At 62.3% G+C, this 17,148-nt stretch carries 14 protein-coding genes; 13 read left to right on the top strand and 1 reads right to left on the bottom strand.

What is annotated here, in order from left to right; genetic code table 11:
- The first annotated feature begins 3 nt into the window (after positions 1-3).
- The 10 genes from HX839_RS04650 (at position 4) to trpE (ending at position 12,187) form a co-directional block, all read left to right on the top strand.
- Positions 4-2,391 carry a PAS domain S-box protein gene (locus tag HX839_RS04650; protein WP_177022280.1) on the top strand — a complete coding sequence of 796 codons (2,388 nt, stop codon included), beginning with the start codon at positions 4-6 and terminating at the stop codon, positions 2,389-2,391.
- A 25-nt stretch (positions 2,392-2,416) separates the two neighbouring features.
- Positions 2,417-3,046 (top strand): response regulator transcription factor, encoded by a 630-nt coding sequence (locus tag HX839_RS04645; protein ID WP_003210977.1) that lies wholly within the window; start codon positions 2,417-2,419, stop codon positions 3,044-3,046.
- A gap of 226 nt (positions 3,047-3,272) precedes the next feature.
- Complete coding sequence (locus HX839_RS04640) at positions 3,273-4,385, top strand: ABC transporter ATP-binding protein (RefSeq protein ID WP_003210974.1); 1,113 nt, start codon at positions 3,273-3,275, stop codon at positions 4,383-4,385.
- Positions 4,386-4,428: 43 nt separating this feature from the next.
- A complete protein-coding gene (locus HX839_RS04635; protein ID WP_010167251.1) occupies positions 4,429-5,469 on the top strand; it encodes an ABC transporter substrate-binding protein in 1,041 nt (346 codons plus the stop codon).
- A 173-nt stretch (positions 5,470-5,642) separates the two neighbouring features.
- On the top strand, positions 5,643-6,875 hold the full coding sequence (locus HX839_RS04630; protein ID WP_003210972.1) for an ABC transporter permease: 1,233 nt from the start codon (positions 5,643-5,645) through the stop codon (positions 6,873-6,875).
- A gap of 13 nt (positions 6,876-6,888) precedes the next feature.
- Positions 6,889-7,713, top strand: a complete 825-nt coding sequence (locus HX839_RS04625) for an ABC transporter permease (RefSeq protein WP_003210970.1) — start codon at positions 6,889-6,891, stop codon at positions 7,711-7,713.
- Positions 7,714-7,915: 202 nt separating this feature from the next.
- Positions 7,916-9,064: an iron-containing alcohol dehydrogenase gene (locus HX839_RS04620; protein WP_003210968.1), complete on the top strand. Its 1,149-nt coding sequence runs from the start codon at positions 7,916-7,918 to the stop codon at positions 9,062-9,064.
- Positions 9,065-9,147: 83 nt separating this feature from the next.
- A complete protein-coding gene (gene rpe / locus HX839_RS04615; RefSeq protein WP_003210966.1) occupies positions 9,148-9,822 on the top strand; it encodes a ribulose-phosphate 3-epimerase in 675 nt (224 codons plus the stop codon).
- Entirely contained in the window at positions 9,819-10,637 is an 819-nt protein-coding gene (locus HX839_RS04610) for a phosphoglycolate phosphatase (RefSeq protein ID WP_063026787.1), read from the top strand. The genes rpe and HX839_RS04610 overlap by 4 nt, the downstream gene beginning before the upstream one ends.
- Positions 10,638-10,705: 68 nt before the next feature.
- On the top strand, positions 10,706-12,187 hold the full coding sequence (trpE, locus tag HX839_RS04605; RefSeq protein ID WP_003210962.1) for an anthranilate synthase component I: 1,482 nt from the start codon (positions 10,706-10,708) through the stop codon (positions 12,185-12,187).
- Positions 12,188-12,325: 138 nt separating this feature from the next.
- Here the strand turns inward: trpE and estP are convergent, their stop codons facing one another.
- Positions 12,326-14,248 (bottom strand): esterase EstP, encoded by a 1,923-nt coding sequence (gene estP, locus HX839_RS04600; protein WP_177066794.1) that lies wholly within the window; start codon positions 14,246-14,248, stop codon positions 12,326-12,328.
- Positions 14,249-14,660: 412 nt separating this feature from the next.
- Here estP and HX839_RS04595 point away from each other — a divergent pair, with 412 nt between their 5' ends.
- From HX839_RS04595 to trpC, 3 genes are read left to right on the top strand one after another with little or no spacing between them, the layout of a single operon-like run.
- A complete protein-coding gene (locus HX839_RS04595; RefSeq protein ID WP_003210957.1) occupies positions 14,661-15,254 on the top strand; it encodes an aminodeoxychorismate/anthranilate synthase component II in 594 nt (197 codons plus the stop codon).
- 9 nt (positions 15,255-15,263) lie between these two features.
- On the top strand, positions 15,264-16,313 hold the full coding sequence (gene trpD / locus HX839_RS04590) for an anthranilate phosphoribosyltransferase (RefSeq protein ID WP_003210955.1): 1,050 nt from the start codon (positions 15,264-15,266) through the stop codon (positions 16,311-16,313).
- Positions 16,310-17,146 carry an indole-3-glycerol phosphate synthase TrpC gene (gene trpC / locus HX839_RS04585; protein WP_102606385.1) on the top strand — a complete coding sequence of 279 codons (837 nt, stop codon included), beginning with the start codon at positions 16,310-16,312 and terminating at the stop codon, positions 17,144-17,146. The genes trpD and trpC overlap by 4 nt, the downstream gene beginning before the upstream one ends.
- Positions 17,147-17,148 lie beyond the last annotated feature (2 nt).

Here is a 17,148-nt window from a genome sequence, read left to right as displayed (position 1 = left end):
ATCATGGGTTTTCGCTACCTGCTGGTTATCGGCTGTATATGCTTTCCCTTGATTGCGGGCGCCGTGCCTGCGCCTGCCACTCACCAGGCGCAGCTCGATGCCGGCCAGCGCGAATGGCTCGAACAGCATCCCGACCTGCGGGTCGGGCTGGTGTTACAGGCGCCTTATGCCCAATACGATCGGCGCTTGCAGCGGCTGTCCGGGGCCAACGTCGAATTGATGCAGTGGCTGGCCAAGGCGCTGAATATCGAACTGACCTGGCGCAACTTTCCCAATCAGGAGCAACTGGAGGCGGCGGTGCGTGACGGCGAGGTCGACCTCGCCCCCGGCCTGCTGCAAACCCCGGCCGGCCTGCGCCTGTGGTTATTCTCCGATCCGTATATGCGCGTTCCCCAGCACATCGTCGGGGTTCGCGATGGCAGCACCGCAGTCGACCTGGAGAAACTCGACGACCAATCCCGCGTCGCCGTGCGCATGCCCAGCGCAGTGGCGGATTACCTGCGCAGCACCTACCCGAGTCTCAACCTGCAAGGCGTGCCCATGGAGCGCCAGGCCCTGCAATTGCTGGTGAGCCAGCAGGCGCGGTATGCGGTGGTGGATGAGGCGCAATTGAGCCGGTTGTCGGGCGAAACCGAGTTCGCCGGCCTTGCCGTGGTCGGCGATATTGGCCTGCCGCAATTGCTGCGGGTGGCCACGCGGCGCGACTGGCCCGAGCTGGCTGATATCATGCAAAGCGCCTTGCGCGCGATTCCCGCTCGTGATCTGGACCAGTTGCACAGCCGCTGGCTGCAGCCCAAATACCCACGGGTGACCGAGTCCCCCGGCTTCTGGCAAAACCTCACGTTGCTGCTGGGCCTGCTATTGCTCGCCAGCCTGGCCCTGGTGTTCTGGCAGCGCCGCCAGCAACGCGGCCTGGAGCATAATCTGCTGGCCGCCCGCGAAGAAAGCGCCGCCCGCGCCGCCGGTGCCGAAGCCTTGCGCCTGACCCAGTTCTCCATCGACCAAAGCACCGTCGGTATCCTCTGGGTCAATTGGGACAGCCATGTGCGCTACGCCAATCAGGCGGCGGAAACCATGCTCGGCTACGCCCCCGGCGCCCTGATCGAACGCCCGCTGATCGAATTCGACCCGACGCTGACCATGGACCGCTGGCTCAACCTGTGGAAGCGCGCCCGGGCCAGCGAAGACGGGCCACAGAGTTTTGCCACCAATTGCCTGCGCGCCGATGGCAGCGTATTGCCAGCCGATGTGTCCCTGAGTTTCCTGCGCTTTGCCGACGGCGAATACCTGGTGGTCTACCTCAACGATGTCACCGAGCGTCGCCGGGCCCTCGCGGCCTTGCAGGAAAGTGAGGCGCGGCTGCAAGGGATCGCCGCCAATGTGCCGGGGCTGGTGTTTCGCCTGGAGCGCTTGCCGCGCAGCGAGGCGATCGAGTTTGCCTACATCAGCCAGGGCAGCGAGGGCCTGGTGGGTTACGCGCCGGAAGTGCTCAGCCATCCGGCCATGGGCATTCGCAGCCTGGTGCATCCCGACGACCGCGCCAGTTATCACCGCACCCAGGACCAGGCCATCGAGACGGAGAGCAACTGGGCCTGGCAGGGCCGCATCCTGACCCGCCTGGGCGAGCAGCGCTGGGCCGATATCAAGGCCGTGACCCGGCGCCTGGAAGACGGCGCCGTGGTTTGGGACGGAATTGTCTGGGACATCAGCGAGAGCAAGCGCATCGAGCTGGAGCTGGACGCCTCCCGCGCGCAATTGCGGGAATTGTCGGCCCACCTGGAAACCGTGCGCGAGGAAGAGAAGGCCCGCATCGCCCGGGAAGTGCACGACGAGTTGGGACAGATGCTCACCGTGCTCAAGCTGGAAACCTCGATGTGCGAGCTGACCTACGCGCAACTGGATCCTGGCCTGCACGAGCGGCTGAACAGCATGAAGCGCCTGATCGCCCAACTGTTCCAACTGGTGCGCGATGTGGCCACCGCCTTGCGTCCGCCGATTCTCGATGCCGGGATTGCCTCGGCGATTGAATGGCAGGCCCGGCGTTTCGAGGCCCGCACGCAGATTCCGTGCCTGGTGCAGGTGCCGGATAATCTGCCGGCGCTGAGCGACGCCAAGGCCATCGGCCTGTTCCGCATCCTGCAAGAGGCACTGACCAATGTGATGCGCCATGCCCAGGCGCATACTGTCGAGCTGACGCTGGTGGTGGAGGGCGCGCACTTGCGCCTGACCATCAGCGACGACGGTGCAGGTTTCGTCCAGGCTCCCGGGCGCCCGGTATCGTTTGGCCTGGTGGGCATGCGCGAGCGGGTGCTGATCATGGGCGGGCAGTTGAGCCTGGACAGCGCATTGGGCGAAGGCACCACCCTGAGTGTGACGGTGCCGCTGGATTGATAACCAAAAGAAGAGGACATCCACAGTGATCCGTGTACTGGTAGCTGAAGACCACACCATCGTTCGCGAAGGCATCAAGCAACTGATCGGCCTGGCCAAGGACCTGCTGGTGGTGGGCGAGGCGAGCAATGGCGAGCAGTTGCTGGAGACCCTGCGCCACGTGCCCTGCGAGGTGGTGTTGCTGGACATCTCGATGCCTGGCGTCAACGGCCTGGAAGCCATCCCGCGGATCCGTGCGCTGAACAATCCCCCGGCGATCCTGGTGCTGTCGATGCACGACGAAGCGCAAATGGCCGCCCGTGCGCTGAAGGTCGGTGCCGCCGGCTATGCCACCAAGGACAGTGACCCGGCGCTGCTGCTGACCGCGATCCGCAAGGTCGCGGCGGGCGGGCGGTACATCGACCCGGACCTGGCCGACCGCATGGTCTTCGAAGTCGGCCTCACCGATTCCCGCCCATTGCACTCGTTGTTGTCGGAGCGCGAGTTCTCGGTATTCGAGCGCCTGGCCCAGGGCGCCAACGTCAACGACATCGCCCAGCAGTTGGCGTTGAGCAGCAAAACCATCAGTACCCACAAGGCGCGCCTGATGCAAAAGCTCAATATCACCTCCCTGGCGGAACTGGTGAAGTACGCCATGGAGCACAAACTCCTATAGCGGCATACCTGTTTGCGACTACCTGCCGAGCGTCGCGCAGCCCGGTCTTGCTGCTCGTAGCGTGGGGTTTGTAACTGCTCTGTTCTATCCCCGCCATCCGTGTAGGGCAATCCCTACCCCAAACCTTCCATCCTGCTGATGCCAATCTCTCCGGGCCCCCGATTTGCGCGGCCTTGCCCTGGGACTACGCTTGTTCCACGGCAGTCCAAAACAAAAAGGTGCGGGTATGAGCGAGGTGGATTCAAATGATGTGCTGGTCAGCTTTCGTGGCGTGCAGAAGAGCTACGACGGCGAGAACCTGATCGTCAAAGACCTCAACCTGGAGATTCGCAAGGGCGAGTTCCTGACCCTGCTCGGGCCGTCCGGGTCTGGCAAGACCACCAGCCTGATGATGCTCGCCGGTTTTGAAACCCCCACCGCCGGCGAGATCCAGCTGGCCGGCCGCTCCATCAACAACGTGCCGCCCCACAAGCGCGACATCGGCATGGTGTTCCAGAACTACGCGCTGTTCCCGCACATGACCGTCTCCGAGAACCTGGCGTTTCCGCTCTCTGTACGCGGCCTGAGCAAGACCGACATCAGCGAGCGGGTCAAGCGTGTACTGAGCATGGTCCAGCTCGATGCCTTCGCCCAGCGCTACCCGGCGCAACTCTCCGGTGGCCAGCAGCAGCGGGTGGCCCTGGCCCGGGCGCTGGTGTTCGAGCCACAGCTGGTGCTGATGGACGAACCCCTCGGCGCCCTCGACAAGCAACTGCGCGAACACATGCAGATGGAGATCAAGCACCTGCACCAGCGCCTCGGCGTGACGGTGGTGTACGTGACCCACGACCAGGGCGAAGCACTGACCATGTCCGACCGGGTGGCGGTGTTCCATCAGGGCGAGATCCAGCAGATCGCTGCCCCGCGCACCTTGTACGAAGAACCGAAAAACACCTTCGTCGCCAACTTCATCGGCGAGAACAACCGCCTCAATGGCCGCCTGCACAGCCACACCGGCGACCGCTGCGTGGTCGAACTGGCGCGCGGCGAAAAGGTCGAGGCGCTGGCGGTGAACGTCGGCCAGGTCGGCGGCCCGGTGACCTTGTCGGTGCGCCCCGAGCGCGTCAGCCTGAATGGCTCCAGTGAAAGCTGCGTCAACCGATTCTCCGGGCGCGTGGCCGAGTTCATCTACCTGGGCGACCACGTGCGGGTGCGCCTGGAAGTCTGCGGCAAGACCGATTTTTTTGTGAAACAACCGATCGCCGAGCTGGACACAGCCCTGGCGGTCGGCGACGTGGTACCGATTGGCTGGCAAGTCGAGCACGTTCGCGCACTCGACCCACTTCTAGAGGCGAATTGATCGCCCCCTTGCTTCACCAACCTCGCACGTGGAGAGAACAACAATGTTGAGATCCCTGAAATATTCCGCCCTGGCTCTGAGCTTGATGGGCGCGACACAGGCCATGGCAGGCCCTGATTTGACGGTGGTGTCCTTTGGTGGCGCGAACAAGGCGGCGCAGGTCAAGGCCTTCTATGCACCGTGGGAAAGCGCGGGCAACGGCAAGATCGTCGCCGGTGAATACAACGGTGAAATGGCCAAGGTCAAGGCCATGGTCGACACCAAGAGCGTGTCCTGGGACCTGGTGGAAGTGGAGTCGCCGGAACTGTCCCGTGGCTGTGACGAAGACATGTTCGAGCCCCTGGACCCGAAACTGTTCGGCAACCCGGGCGACTACGTGAAGGGCGCGATCCAGCCGTGCGGCGTGGGTTTCTTCGTGTGGTCCACGGTGCTGGCCTACAACGCCGACAAACTGAAAGCACCGCCAGGCGGCTGGGCCGATTTCTGGGACACCAAGAAATTCCCGGGCAAACGCGGCCTGCGCAAGGGCGCCAAGTACACCCTGGAATTCGCCTTGATGGCTGACGGTGTGGCGCCGAAGGATGTGTACAAGGTGCTGGCCGGCAAAGATGGCCAGGACCGTGCGTTCAAGAAGCTCGATGAGCTCAAGCCGTATATCCAGTGGTGGGAAGCGGGCGCCCAACCGCCGCAGTACCTCGCTTCTGGCGATGTGGTGATGAGTTCTGCCTACAACGGCCGGATCGCTGCCGTGCAGAAAGAAAGCAATTTGAAAGTGGTGTGGAACGGCGGGATCTACGATTTCGACGCCTGGGCCATTCCAAAAGGCCTGGCCAAGGACCGTGCTGACGCGGCGAAGAAGTTCATCGCCTTCTCGGTGCAGCCGCAGCAGCAGAAGACCTATTCGGAAAACATCGCCTACGGCCCGGCCAATACCCAGGCGGTACCGTTGCTGGCGAAGGACATCCTGAAAGACATGCCGACTACCCCGGAAAACATCGCCAATCAGGTGCAGATCGACGTGAGCTTCTGGGCGGATAACGGTGAGCAATTGGAGCAGCGCTTTAACGCGTGGGCGGCCAAGTAACCCGGTCGCTGATGTGACACCCACCTTGTGGCGAGGGAGCTTGCTCCCGCTGGACTGCGCAGCAGTCCCATCTTTGGGGGCCGCTTCGCGCCCCAGCGGGAGCAAGCTCCCTCGCCACAGGACAAGCGCCACACCCACGTTTTGCATTCATGTTTAAGAACCCGGAGTTCGCCATGGCCCTCGCCATTCCCAGCCCCACCCTGAAACAGCGCCTGGCGCGTGCCGAGCGGCTCAACCGCTGGAAGGCCCAGGCCCTGATCGCGCCATTGGTGGTGTTTTTGCTGCTGGTGTTCCTGGTACCGATTGTGGCGCTGCTCTACAAAAGCGTCGGCAACCCGGAAGTGGTGGGCGGCCTGCCGCGCACGGTGGTGGCGGTGACGGCCTGGGACGGTCGTGGCTTGCCTGGCGAGCCGGTGTACCAGGCCATCAGCGAGGACCTGGGCGAAGCCCGGAAAAACTCGACCCTGGGCGACCTCTCCAAACGCTTGAACATGGAGCTGGCGGGCTATCGCAGCCTGCTGACGAAAACCGCGCGGGCGCTGCCGTTCACCGAAGCGCCTGCCTCCTATAAAGAAGCGCTGGAAAACCTCGACGAACGCTGGGGCGACCCGGCGTACTGGCAGGCGATCCGGCGCAACACCAGCAGCCTCACGCCATACTACTTGCTGGCCGCCGTCGATCACCGCATCGACGACCTCGGCGAAATCGCCCCGGCCACCCCGGACCAGGCGATCTACCTCGATATCTTCGCCCGTACGTTCTGGATGGGCCTGGTCATCACCGTGTGCTGCCTGCTGCTGGCCTATCCGTTGGCTTACCTGCTGGCCAACTTGCCGGCGCGGCAAAGCAATTTGCTGATGATCCTGGTGCTGCTGCCGTTCTGGACCTCGGTGCTGGTGCGCGTGGCGGCCTGGATCGTGTTGCTGCAGTCCGGCGGCTTGATCAACAGCGCGCTGATGGGCATGGGGCTGATCGATAAACCCGTCGAGTTGGTGTTCAACCGGCTGGGGGTCTACATCTCCATGGTGCACATCCTGCTGCCCTTCATGATCTTGCCGATCTACAGCGTGATGAAAGGCATCTCGCCCACCTACATGCGGGCGGCAATCTCCCTGGGCTGCCACCCATTCGCCAGCTTCTGGCGCGTGTACTTCCCGCAGACCTACGCAGGCGTTGGTGCCGGCTGCTTGTTGGTGTTCATTTTGGCGATCGGCTACTACATCACCCCGGCCTTGCTGGGCAGCCCGAACGACCAGATGGTCAGCTACTTCGTGGCCTTCTACACCAACACCAGCATCAACTGGGGCATGGCCACGGCCTTGGGCGGCTTGTTGCTGCTGGCCACCGTGGTGCTGTACCTGATCTACAACTGGCTGGTGGGCGCCAGCCGCCTGCGCCTGAGCTAAGGAGACCGTTGCGATGCTGAGCCCTTATATGTCGCCCGTGGAACGGGTCTGGTTCTACAGCTTGCGGATCCTCTGCGGCCTGATCCTGTTGTTCCTGATCTTGCCGGTGCTGGTGATCATCCCGCTGTCGTTCAACAGTGGAAGTTTCCTGGTCTACCCGCTGCAAGGTTTCTCGCTGCACTGGTACCAGGATTTCTTCGGTTCGGCGGAATGGATGCGCGCCCTGAAGAACAGCATCATCGTGGCTCCGGCGGCTACAGTGCTGGCGATGGTGTTCGGCACGCTGGCGGCGATCGGTCTGACCCGGGGGCACTTTCCCGGCAAGGCGCTGGTGATGGCCCTGGTGATTTCGCCGATGGTAGTGCCCGTGGTGATTATCGGTGTGGCCAGTTACCTGTTCTTCGCGCCGCTGGGCCTGGGCAACAGCTTCTTCTCGCTGATCGTGGTGCACGCGGTGCTGGGCGTGCCGTTTGTGATCATCACCGTGTCGGCGACCTTGCAGGGGTTCAACCATAACCTGGTGCGGGCGGCGGCCAGCCTGGGCGCGTCACCGCTGACGGCGTTTCGTCGGGTGACCTTGCCGTTGATTGCCCCGGGGGTGATCTCCGGGGCGCTGTTCGCCTTTGCCACCTCGTTCGATGAAGTGGTAGTGACGCTGTTCCTCGCCGGGCCCGAGCAGGCAACCTTGCCACGGCAGATGTTCAGCGGCATCCGTGAAAACCTCAGCCCGACGATTGCGGCGGCGGCGACCTTGCTGATCGCCTTCTCGGTGGTGCTGTTGCTGACCCTGGAATGGCTGCGCGGGCGCAGCGAGAAACTGCGTACGGCCCAGGTCTAAAGCCAAACAGAGATCAAAATGTGGGAGCGGGCTTGCTCGCGAAGGCGGTGTGTCAGTCAACAGAGATATCGACTGGCCTACCGCCTTCGCGAGCAAGCCCGCTCCCACATTGGGTTTGTGTCTATTCAGTAGCTGAATGCAAGACAACCAGCCCAAGTCAGCTAGTCTTGTGCCAGCCCATAACTGATAAGAGGCCGCGCACATGAGTACTTCCTCATTCAAGATCGCCCACAAACTGCTCACCGGCCCAGGCGCCATCGAGCAACTGGCCGCCGAGCTGACGCGGCTGGATGTCGACAACCCGCTGATTGTCACCGATGCGGCACTGGTCAAGTCCGGCACCGTGGCGCTGGCGCTGGAACACCTGGGCGAACGGACCTACGAGATTTTCGACCGCGTGCTGCCCGACCCGGAAATCGCCATCGTCGAGGACTGCATGCGCGTCTACCGCGAAGGCGGGCATGACGGCCTGATCGGCGTCGGCGGCGGCAGTGCCATCGATATCGCCAAGAGCGTGGCGGCCTACGCCGGTTACCATGGCGCCCTGGCCGACCTGTTCGGCGTGGACCAGGTGCCGCGCAAAGGCCCGCCGCTGATCGCGATTCCCACCACCGCCGGCACCGGTTCGGAGGTGACCAACGTGGCGATTCTGTCGGACAAGGTCGCGCAACTGAAAAAAGGCATCGTCAGTGATTACCTGCTGCCGGACGTGGCCCTGATCAGCCCGCAGATGACCCTGACTTGCCCCCGCAGCGTCACCGCCGCCAGTGGGGTGGACGCATTGGTGCACGCCATTGAATCCTACCTGTCGCTGAATGCCTCGCCGATCACCGATGCACTGGCCATCGGGGCGATCAAACTGATTGCCAAGGCGTTGCCCAAGGCCTACGCCAACCCCGCCAACCTTGAGGCCCGGGACGACATGGCCACCGCCAGTCTGATGGCCGGGATGGCGTTCGGGAATGCCGGCGTGGGCGCGGTGCATGCGTTGGCCTATCCACTGGGCGGGCGCTTCAACATCGCCCACGGCGTGAGCAATGCCTTGCTGCTGCCCTACGTGATGCACTGGAACAAGCTGGCGTGTGTGGAGCGCATGCAGGAGATTGCCGAGGCCATGGGCGTGAATATCACGGGTTTGAGTGCGGTGGATGCCGCCGACCAGGCCGTCGATGCGATGACGCGACTGTGTGCCGCAGTCGAGATTCCGTCCGGCCTGCGCAGCTTCGGTGTGCCTGAAGATGCGATCCCGGCCATGGCGGTAGAAGCGGCGGGGATCGAGCGGCTGATGCGCAACAATCCGCGCAAGCTCAGCGCCGCTGATATCGAGAAAATCTACCGGGCAGCTTATTAACCATTGAGCGAGGTCACGGTGCGCGCGGCAAAGCATGAGGTATACAATGCGCGCCATCGTGATTTAGCTCAAAAAGGTGCGTCATGCAGCCCTTCGTCATTGCTCCATCGATTCTCTCCGCCGACTTCGCCCGCCTGGGCGAGGAAGTGGACAAGGTGTTGGCCGCCGGTGCCGACTTCGTTCACTTCGATGTCATGGACAACCACTATGTGCCGAACCTGACCATTGGTCCGATGGTCTGCGCCGCCCTGCGTAAATACGGCGTGACCGCGCCTATCGATGCGCACTTGATGGTCAGCCCGGTGGACCGCATCGTCGGTGACTTCATCGAAGCCGGCGCGACCTACATCACCTTCCACCCGGAAGCTACGTTGCACGTGGACCGCACCCTGCAACTGATCCGCGAGGGCGGTTGCAAGGCGGGCCTGGTGTTCAACCCGGCCACTCCGCTGAGCGTGCTTGAGTACGTGATGGACAAAGTCGACATGGTGTTGCTGATGAGCGTCAACCCGGGCTTCGGCGGGCAGAAGTTTATCCCCGGCACCCTCAACAAGCTGCGTGAAGCGCGGGCGCTGATCGATGCGTCGGGCCGTGATATCCGCCTGGAGATCGACGGTGGCGTCAACGTCAACAACATCCGCGAAATCGCCGCGGCCGGTGCTGACACCTTTGTGGCCGGTTCGGCAATCTTCAATGCCCCGGACTATCAGGAAGTGATCGCCAAGATGCGTGCAGAACTGGCGCTGGCGCGTCCATGAGTGGCTTTGAGCAACTGTTCCCCGGCAAACTGCCACGGCTGGTGATGTTCGATCTGGACGGTACGTTGATCGATTCAGTGCCGGACCTGGCCGCGGCGGTGGACCAGATGCTGCTCAAGCTGGGGCGCAAGCCGGCGGGTATCGAGTCGGTGCGCGAGTGGGTCGGCAATGGCGCGCAGATGCTGGTGCGTCGGGCCTTGGCCAACAACATCGAGGCCGAGGGTGTCGATGAGGTGGAAGCCGAGCATGCGCTTGAGCTGTTCAACGTGGCCTACGAAAACGGCCACGAACTGACCGTGGTTTATCCCGGCGTGCGCGACACCCTGAAATGGCTGCACAAGCAGGGCGTGGAAATGGCCCTGATCACCAACAAGCCGGAGCGTTTCGTCGCGCCGCTGTTGGACCAGATGAAGATCGGCCGGTATTTCCGCTGGATCATCGGCGGCGATACCTTGCCGCAGAAGAAGCCCGACCCGGCCGCGCTGTTCTTCGTGATGAAAATGGCCAATATCCCGGCGTCCCAATCGCTGTTTGTCGGCGATTCGCGCAGTGATGTGCTGGCGGCGAAAGCGGCGGGGGTCAAGTGCGTGGCCTTGAGTTACGGCTACAACCATGGCCGGCCGATTGCCGAAGAATCCCCGGCGCTGGTGATTGATGACCTGCGCCTGTTAATCCCCGGTTGCTTGGGAACGGGCGCTGAGATAACGTTGCCCGACGCTGTTCCATCCCCTTCTGGAAATCCCATCGTGGTGGTCACTCGCAAACTCTGGATGAAAGTCATCAAGGCCCTGGCCCGCTGGCGTTGGCGCGCCTGACCGATCCTCGCCGCGCTGCGGCACGTTTGCACACCTGACCGTTAGACCCTCAAGCCACGAGGCACCTCATGATCCGCGAAGAATTCCTGCGTTTGGCCGCTGCCGGCTACAACCGTATCCCCATGGCCTGCGAAACCCTGGCCGACTTCGACACCCCGCTGTCGATCTACCTGAAACTGGCCGACGAGCCCAACTCCTATCTGCTGGAGTCGGTGCAGGGCGGTGAGAAATGGGGCCGTTATTCGATCATCGGCCTGCCGTGCCGCACGGTGCTGCGGGTACATGATCACCATGTGAGCATCACCCTGGACGGCGTCGAGATCGAAAGCCATGACGTGGAAGACCCGCTGGCCTTCGTCGAGGAATTCAAGGCGCGCTACAACGTGCCGACCATCGCCGGTCTGCCGCGCTTCAACGGCGGCCTGGTGGGTTACTTCGGCTACGACTGCGTGCGCTACGTGGAAAAACGCCTGGGCAAATCCCCGAACCCCGATCCGTTGGGCGTGCCGGACATTCTGCTGATGGTTTCCGACGCGGTGGTGGTGTTCGACAACCTCGCGGGCAAGATGCACGCTATCGTGTTGGCGGATCCTTCCCAGGCCGATGCGTTCGAGCAAGGCCAGGCGAGCCTGGAAGCGCTGCTGGAAAAACTGCGCCAGCCGATCACCCCGCGTCGCGGCCTGGACCTCAGCCGTCCACCGGCGGCTGACCCGGTGTTCCGCTCCAGCTTTACCCAGGATGACTACGAGCGTGCGGTCGATACCATCAAGGAATACATCCTTGCCGGTGACTGCATGCAGGTGGTGCCGTCGCAACGCATGTCCATCGACTTCAAGGCCGCGCCGATTGATTTGTACCGGGCGCTGCGCTGTTTCAACCCGACGCCGTACATGTACTTCTTCAACTTTGGCGACTTCCACGTCGTGGGCAGTTCGCCGGAAGTGCTGGTGCGGGTCGAAGACAACCTGATCACCGTGCGCCCGATTGCCGGCACGCGCCCTCGCGGTGCGACCGAAGAGGCCGACCTGGCGCTGGAACAGGACCTGTTGAGCGACGACAAGGAAATCGCCGAGCACTTGATGCTGATCGACCTGGGCCGCAACGACACCGGGCGTGTCTCGGAAATCGGTTCGGTGAAGCTCACCGAGAAGATGGTGATCGAGCGTTACTCCAACGTGATGCACATCGTGTCCAACGTCACCGGCGAGCTGAAGGCCGGGTTGACGGCGATGGATGCACTGCGGGCGATCCTGCCGGCGGGCACCTTGTCGGGCGCGCCGAAGATTCGCGCGATGGAAATCATCGACGAGCTGGAGCCGGTGAAGCGGGGTGTGTATGGCGGCGCGGTGGGGTATTTCGCCTGGAACGGCAATATGGACACTGCGATCGCGATCCGTACGGCGGTGATCAAGGACGGCGAACTGCACGTGCAGGCGGGCGGCGGGATTGTGGCCGACTCGGTACCGGCCCTGGAATGGGAAGAGACGCTGAACAAGCGCCGGGCGATGTTCCGCGCGGTGGCGTTGGCTGAGCAGACCCCGCAGGACTGAAGTCAGACGTAGATCAAAAATGTGGGAGCGGGCTTGCTCGCGAAGGCGGTGTATCAGTCGATATATAAGGTGACTGTCGCACCGCTTTCGCGAGCAAGCCCGCTCCCACATTTGGTATTTGTCAGTTTCAAGTCCGAGTCAGAAATCCAGACTCACCCCGACACTCAGCCCTTGCTGGGTAAAGTTGTCATCCTTTCTCACGTTATAGGCCGCGTTCAACGCCAGGTCCTTGGTCACCTTGTGGGTAATCCCCAGGTTCAAGCGATCCGAATTGCTGCGTGGCGTGTAGCCGTCCAGTTTGAAATCAATCCCCGGCACGCTGTTGAGGGACATGCCCACTCGCTGCGTATCGTTTTCAAACTCGTGCTCGTGGGCCACTTCGCCAAACACCAGGGTTTGCGGGGTGAAGCGGTAGTTGGCTTGTAATCCGATTCCCAAACGCTTGGAGTCGCGCTGTTGGTCATCAAACGTCAGCGCGGTGGACCGGGCATCTTTCTCCGAATAACCATTCACCTCGACCCGCGAATAGTCAGCGCTGATAAAGGGTGAGAAGTGCCACTCGCTGTTCGGCTCGGCGATGTCATACCCAACCCGTGCGCTCAATGCCCATAGCCAGCCGTCGGTGTCGCCTTTCTCGGTGCCTTCGCTGATGCCCAGGGCGAACTTGCGCTTGAGGTTATCGAAGTCCAGTTTGCCGCCGGTCAATGCGGCGTCGGCCCACCAGTGATCTTCCTGATATTGGGCGAACGCGGTGCCCAGGTAGCTGTTGAGCTTGTAGTCCGAATCGCTGGCGCCGGCCTCAAGACTCTGGCGATAGAAGCCTGCTGCCACACCCACGCGCCACTCGTCATTGAGCCTGTAGCTGCCACCGATGTTCAGGTTATAGCCGCTGCCGTCACCGCTGGCCGAGCTGTTCTGATCATCGAAGTCCAGGTGCTGGCCGCCAGCGTCGACGATCGCCCGCCATTGGCCCACGGCCTGCCAGCTACCGGAGTCGGCTTGCCATTGGTTGCGCAATGAATCCTGATGGGCGCGCAAGGTGCCTTGGGCCATTTCCGGAAGCAGGGTGATTTCCCAGGGCGCTGCCAGCAGTGAATACGCGTAGTCGGCGATCAGTACCTGGCCGGCCTCGGTCGGGTGCACGGTGTCGTTGTAAATCAGCTTGGTCGGGTCCGGATTGGTGCCGCCGACGCCATACACCGGATTCCTGCAGGTGGTGCCGCTGAAGCACGTCTGGTTGAGGTTCTGGTCGGTGGCAAAACCAAAACGCCCGGGATCGGCAAAGGTTTCCTTGAGCAGCAACGGAATGTTCAGCGGGATGATCTGCGCATCGATTTGCGACAGGCGCTGTACCAGGGTCTGGTTGAATGCGCCGGCCAGGGTGCTGACGGCCCCTTGGAGTGGGGTGCCATTGACGGCAGGTGTCAGGCCCAGGTCCGGCAGCATCCATACCATTACATAACGGGCGCCAGCCTGTTGCAGCGCCTGGGCGCTGTCGGCCAGGCGCCCGGCTGCGGCCGAGGCCTGGTCGGGGCTGAGGACCAGGCCGTCGAGGAAGTCATTGCCGCCGCCGGAGAGAAAGTACAACGCGTTGGGGTCGGCTCGGCCCCCCGTTGATGCCAGGTATCCGGGACGTGTACGCAATACCTGCCCGGTGTCGCTGTCGGTGACGGTGGAGTTACCGGTGATGGCATCGTAGATCTGTTGGGTGGTGTAGCCGCCGACGGCCCAGTTATTGCCGTCTGGCTGGCCCAGCGCGGCGCGCTCCGGCGAGGTCGAGGCATTCAGGTCGCCCGGGGCAACCCCCAGCTTGCCGCCCAATAACGTCGAGGAGATCAGCGATGTGCTTTCGCCGCTGCCGTCGAAGTATTGCGGGCCGGTGCGGTTGGTGAAGCGATAGGTTGAGCCCGGTGCGCCAGGGTCGGCAAATGTACCGGCGTCGGCCAGGCTGTCACCGAAAACGACCATCGTCGAATAAGGCGAGGGCGCGGCGAAGGCTTGCGAGCATGCCAGCGCCAAGAGGCAGCCGACGATGGGGGTGAAATAGGGCATCTTGGTCATGAGTCCGTCCATGATTTTGTTTTTTTGTCAGCACTGTGACTGTAGCGCCCTTGGAAGGGTTCTGAAAAGTTTGACGCCAATTATCAGTCGGGCAGTTTCCCCCGTATTTGCGGCTCGATATTGCACCGTTGGCGAGGCTACGTTACTGTGCCTGAACGTATGAATGAGACCCTCCCCGTGTTGATCATCAGCAAACTCTTGATGCGAGTAGTCAAGGCACACGCCCGTTGGCGTTGGCGCGCCTAACTTTTCTCTACCGGCCCCGCCGGACCTGTACCGATTTGCCTTCTTCACCCTCTGTTAAACGCCCCTTGCCGGCCAACCCCGGCAACCGGAAAGTGCGTCTGGCAGCGGGTCACTCCCTTGGAAGGCCGTCATTAGAAGTCAGTGAATTCAAGAGGTTTTAACCCACATGTTGCTGATGATTGATAACTACGACTCCTTTACCTACAACGTTGTGCAGTACCTGGGCGAGCTCGGCGCCGAGGTCAAGGTGGTGCGCAACGACGAATTGACCGTGGCCCAGATCGCCGCGTTGAACCCTGAACGCATCGTCGTCTCCCCAGGCCCGTGCACGCCGACCGAAGCGGGCATCTCCCTCGAAGCCATCCAATACTTTGCCGGCAAGCTGCCGATCCTGGGCGTGTGCCTGGGCCATCAGTCCATCGGCCAGGCCTTCGGTGGCGACGTCGTCCGCGCTCGCCAGGTAATGCACGGCAAGACCAGCCCGGTATTTCACAAGGACCAGGGCGTATTCCAGGGTTTGAACCTGCCGGTAACGGTAACCCGCTACCACTCGCTGGTGGTCAAGCGTGAAACCCTGCCCGAGTGCCTTGAGCTGACGGCCTGGACCCAGCTGGAAGACGGCTCGGTCGACGAGATCATGGGCCTGCGTCACAAGACACTGAACGTCGAAGGGGTGCAATTTCACCCGGAATCGATTTTGACCGAGCAGGGCTTCGAGCTGTTCGCTAACTTTCTCAAGCAGAGCGGCGGCACGCGCTAAGGACTTTTCATGGATATCAAGACTGCCCTGAGCCGTATCGTCGGCCATCTGGACCTGAGCACCGCTGAAATGAGCGATGTGATGCGCGAGATCATGACCGGTCAATGCACCGACGCGCAGATCGGCGCGTTCATGATGGCCATGCGCATGAAGAGCGAGAGCATCGACGAAATCGTCGGCGCTGTGTCGGTCATGCGTGAGCTGGCCGACAAGGTTGAACTCAAGACCCTCGACGGCGTGGTCGACGTGGTCGGCACCGGCGGCGACGGTGCGAACATTTTCAACGTGTCGACGGCTTCTTCCTTTGTGGTGGCCGCTGCCGGCTGCACCGTGGCCAAGCACGGTAACCGCGCGGTGTCGGGTAAAAGCGGCAGCGCCGATTTGCTGGAAGCAGCAGGCATCTACCTGAACCTGACCCCGGTACAAGTGGCGCGCTGCATCGATCATGTCGGTATCGGCTTCATGTTTGCCCAGTCCCATCACGGCGCGATGAAACACGCCGCCGGCCCGCGCAAGGACTTGGGCCTGCGTACCCTGTTCAACATGCTCGGCCCGCTTACGAATCCGGCCGGTGTGAAGCATCAGGTAGTGGGCGTGTTCAGCCAGGCGCTGTGCCGGCCATTGGCTGAAGTCCTGCAGCGCCTGGGCAGCAAGCACGTGCTGGTGGTGCACTCCAAGGATGGCCTCGACGAGTTCAGCCTGGCGGCACCGACCTTCGTGGCGGAGTTGAAGAACGACCAGGTCACCGAGTATTGGGTCGAGCCAGAAGACCTCGGCATGAAAAGCCAGAGCCTGCACGGCCTGGCGGTAGAAAGCCCGGCAGCCTCCCTTGAACTGATTCGCGATGCCCTGGGACGCCGCAAGACCGAAAACGGCCAGAAAGCCGCAGAAATGATTGTGCTCAACGCCGGTGCGGCGCTGTACGCCGCGGATCACGCCTACAGTCTTAAAGAGGGTGTTGCCCTCGCTCATGATGCATTGCATACCGGGCTGGCGCGCGAAAAGCTCGAAGAACTGGGTGCGTTTACTGCGGTGTTCAAAGTGGAGAATGAAGGATGAGTGTTCCGACCGTTCTGGAAAAAATCCTGGCCCGCAAGGCAGAAGAAGTCGCCGAGCGCCGTGCCCGGGTCAGCCTGGCTGAGCTGGAAGGCCTGGCGAAAACCGCCGATGCACCGCGTGGGTTCGCCAATGCGCTGATCAAGCAGGCCAAGGAAAAACAGCCGGCCGTTATCGCTGAAATCAAGAAGGCTTCGCCGAGCAAGGGCGTGATTCGCGAGATCTTCATCCCTGAAGACATCGCCAAAAGCTACGAGAAGGGCGGCGCGACGTGCCTCTCGGTGTTGACCGATATCGACTATTTCCAGGGTTCCGACCTGTACCTGCAGCAAGCACGTGCGGCGTGTTCGCTGCCGGTGATCCGCAAGGACTTCATGGTCGACCCTTACCAGATCGTCGAAGCCCGTGCCTTGGGCGCCGATTGCGTGCTGTTGATCGTCTCCGCACTGGATGACGTGAAAATGGCTGAACTGGCGGCCGTGGCCAAGAGCGTCGGCCTCGACGTGCTGGTGGAAGTGCACGACGGTGATGAACTGGAACGCGCGTTGAAAACCCTCGACACACCGTTGGTGGGCGTCAACAACCGCAACCTGCACACCTTCGAAGTCAGCCTGGAAAACACCCTCGACCTGTTGCCGCGCATCCCGCGCGACCGGTTGGTGATCACCGAAAGCGGCATCGTCAATCGCGCCGATGTGGAACTGATGGAAATCAGCGGCGTGTACTCGTTCCTCGTCGGCGAAACCTTCATGCGTGCCGAGAACCCGGGGGCTGAATTGCAGCGCCTGTTCTTCCCGGAGCGTGGCGTTGCCGTCAGTGGCTCGACCCTGGATTGATG

Source organism: Pseudomonas sp. I8001 (assembly GCF_013385345.1).
In the GTDB taxonomy this organism is placed as follows: domain Bacteria; phylum Pseudomonadota; class Gammaproteobacteria; order Pseudomonadales; family Pseudomonadaceae; genus Aquipseudomonas.
The sequence above is the reverse complement of the archived record's forward strand: the minus strand, read 5'-3'. Positions and strand labels throughout refer to the sequence as shown.

Excerpts from the sequence above, each read along its gene's own strand:
- HX839_RS04650 (WP_177022280.1), top strand. The coding sequence starts at position 4 with ATGGGTTTTCGCTACCTGCTGGTTATCGGCTGTATATGCTTTCCCTTG.
- HX839_RS04640 (WP_003210974.1), top strand. The coding sequence starts at position 3,273 with ATGAGCGAGGTGGATTCAAATGATGTGCTGGTCAGCTTTCGTGGCGTG.
- HX839_RS04635 (WP_010167251.1), top strand. The coding sequence starts at position 4,429 with ATGTTGAGATCCCTGAAATATTCCGCCCTGGCTCTGAGCTTGATGGGC.
- HX839_RS04630 (WP_003210972.1), top strand. The coding sequence starts at position 5,643 with ATGGCCCTCGCCATTCCCAGCCCCACCCTGAAACAGCGCCTGGCGCGT.
- HX839_RS04625 (WP_003210970.1), top strand. The coding sequence starts at position 6,889 with ATGCTGAGCCCTTATATGTCGCCCGTGGAACGGGTCTGGTTCTACAGC.
- HX839_RS04620 (WP_003210968.1), top strand. The coding sequence starts at position 7,916 with ATGAGTACTTCCTCATTCAAGATCGCCCACAAACTGCTCACCGGCCCA.
- rpe (WP_003210966.1), top strand. The coding sequence starts at position 9,148 with ATGCAGCCCTTCGTCATTGCTCCATCGATTCTCTCCGCCGACTTCGCC.
- HX839_RS04610 (WP_063026787.1), top strand. The coding sequence starts at position 9,819 with ATGAGTGGCTTTGAGCAACTGTTCCCCGGCAAACTGCCACGGCTGGTG.
- trpE (WP_003210962.1), top strand. The coding sequence starts at position 10,706 with ATGATCCGCGAAGAATTCCTGCGTTTGGCCGCTGCCGGCTACAACCGT.
- estP (WP_177066794.1), bottom strand. The coding sequence starts at position 14,248 with ATGACCAAGATGCCCTATTTCACCCCCATCGTCGGCTGCCTCTTGGCG.
- HX839_RS04595 (WP_003210957.1), top strand. The coding sequence starts at position 14,661 with ATGTTGCTGATGATTGATAACTACGACTCCTTTACCTACAACGTTGTG.
- trpD (WP_003210955.1), top strand. The coding sequence starts at position 15,264 with ATGGATATCAAGACTGCCCTGAGCCGTATCGTCGGCCATCTGGACCTG.
- trpC (WP_102606385.1), top strand. The coding sequence starts at position 16,310 with ATGAGTGTTCCGACCGTTCTGGAAAAAATCCTGGCCCGCAAGGCAGAA.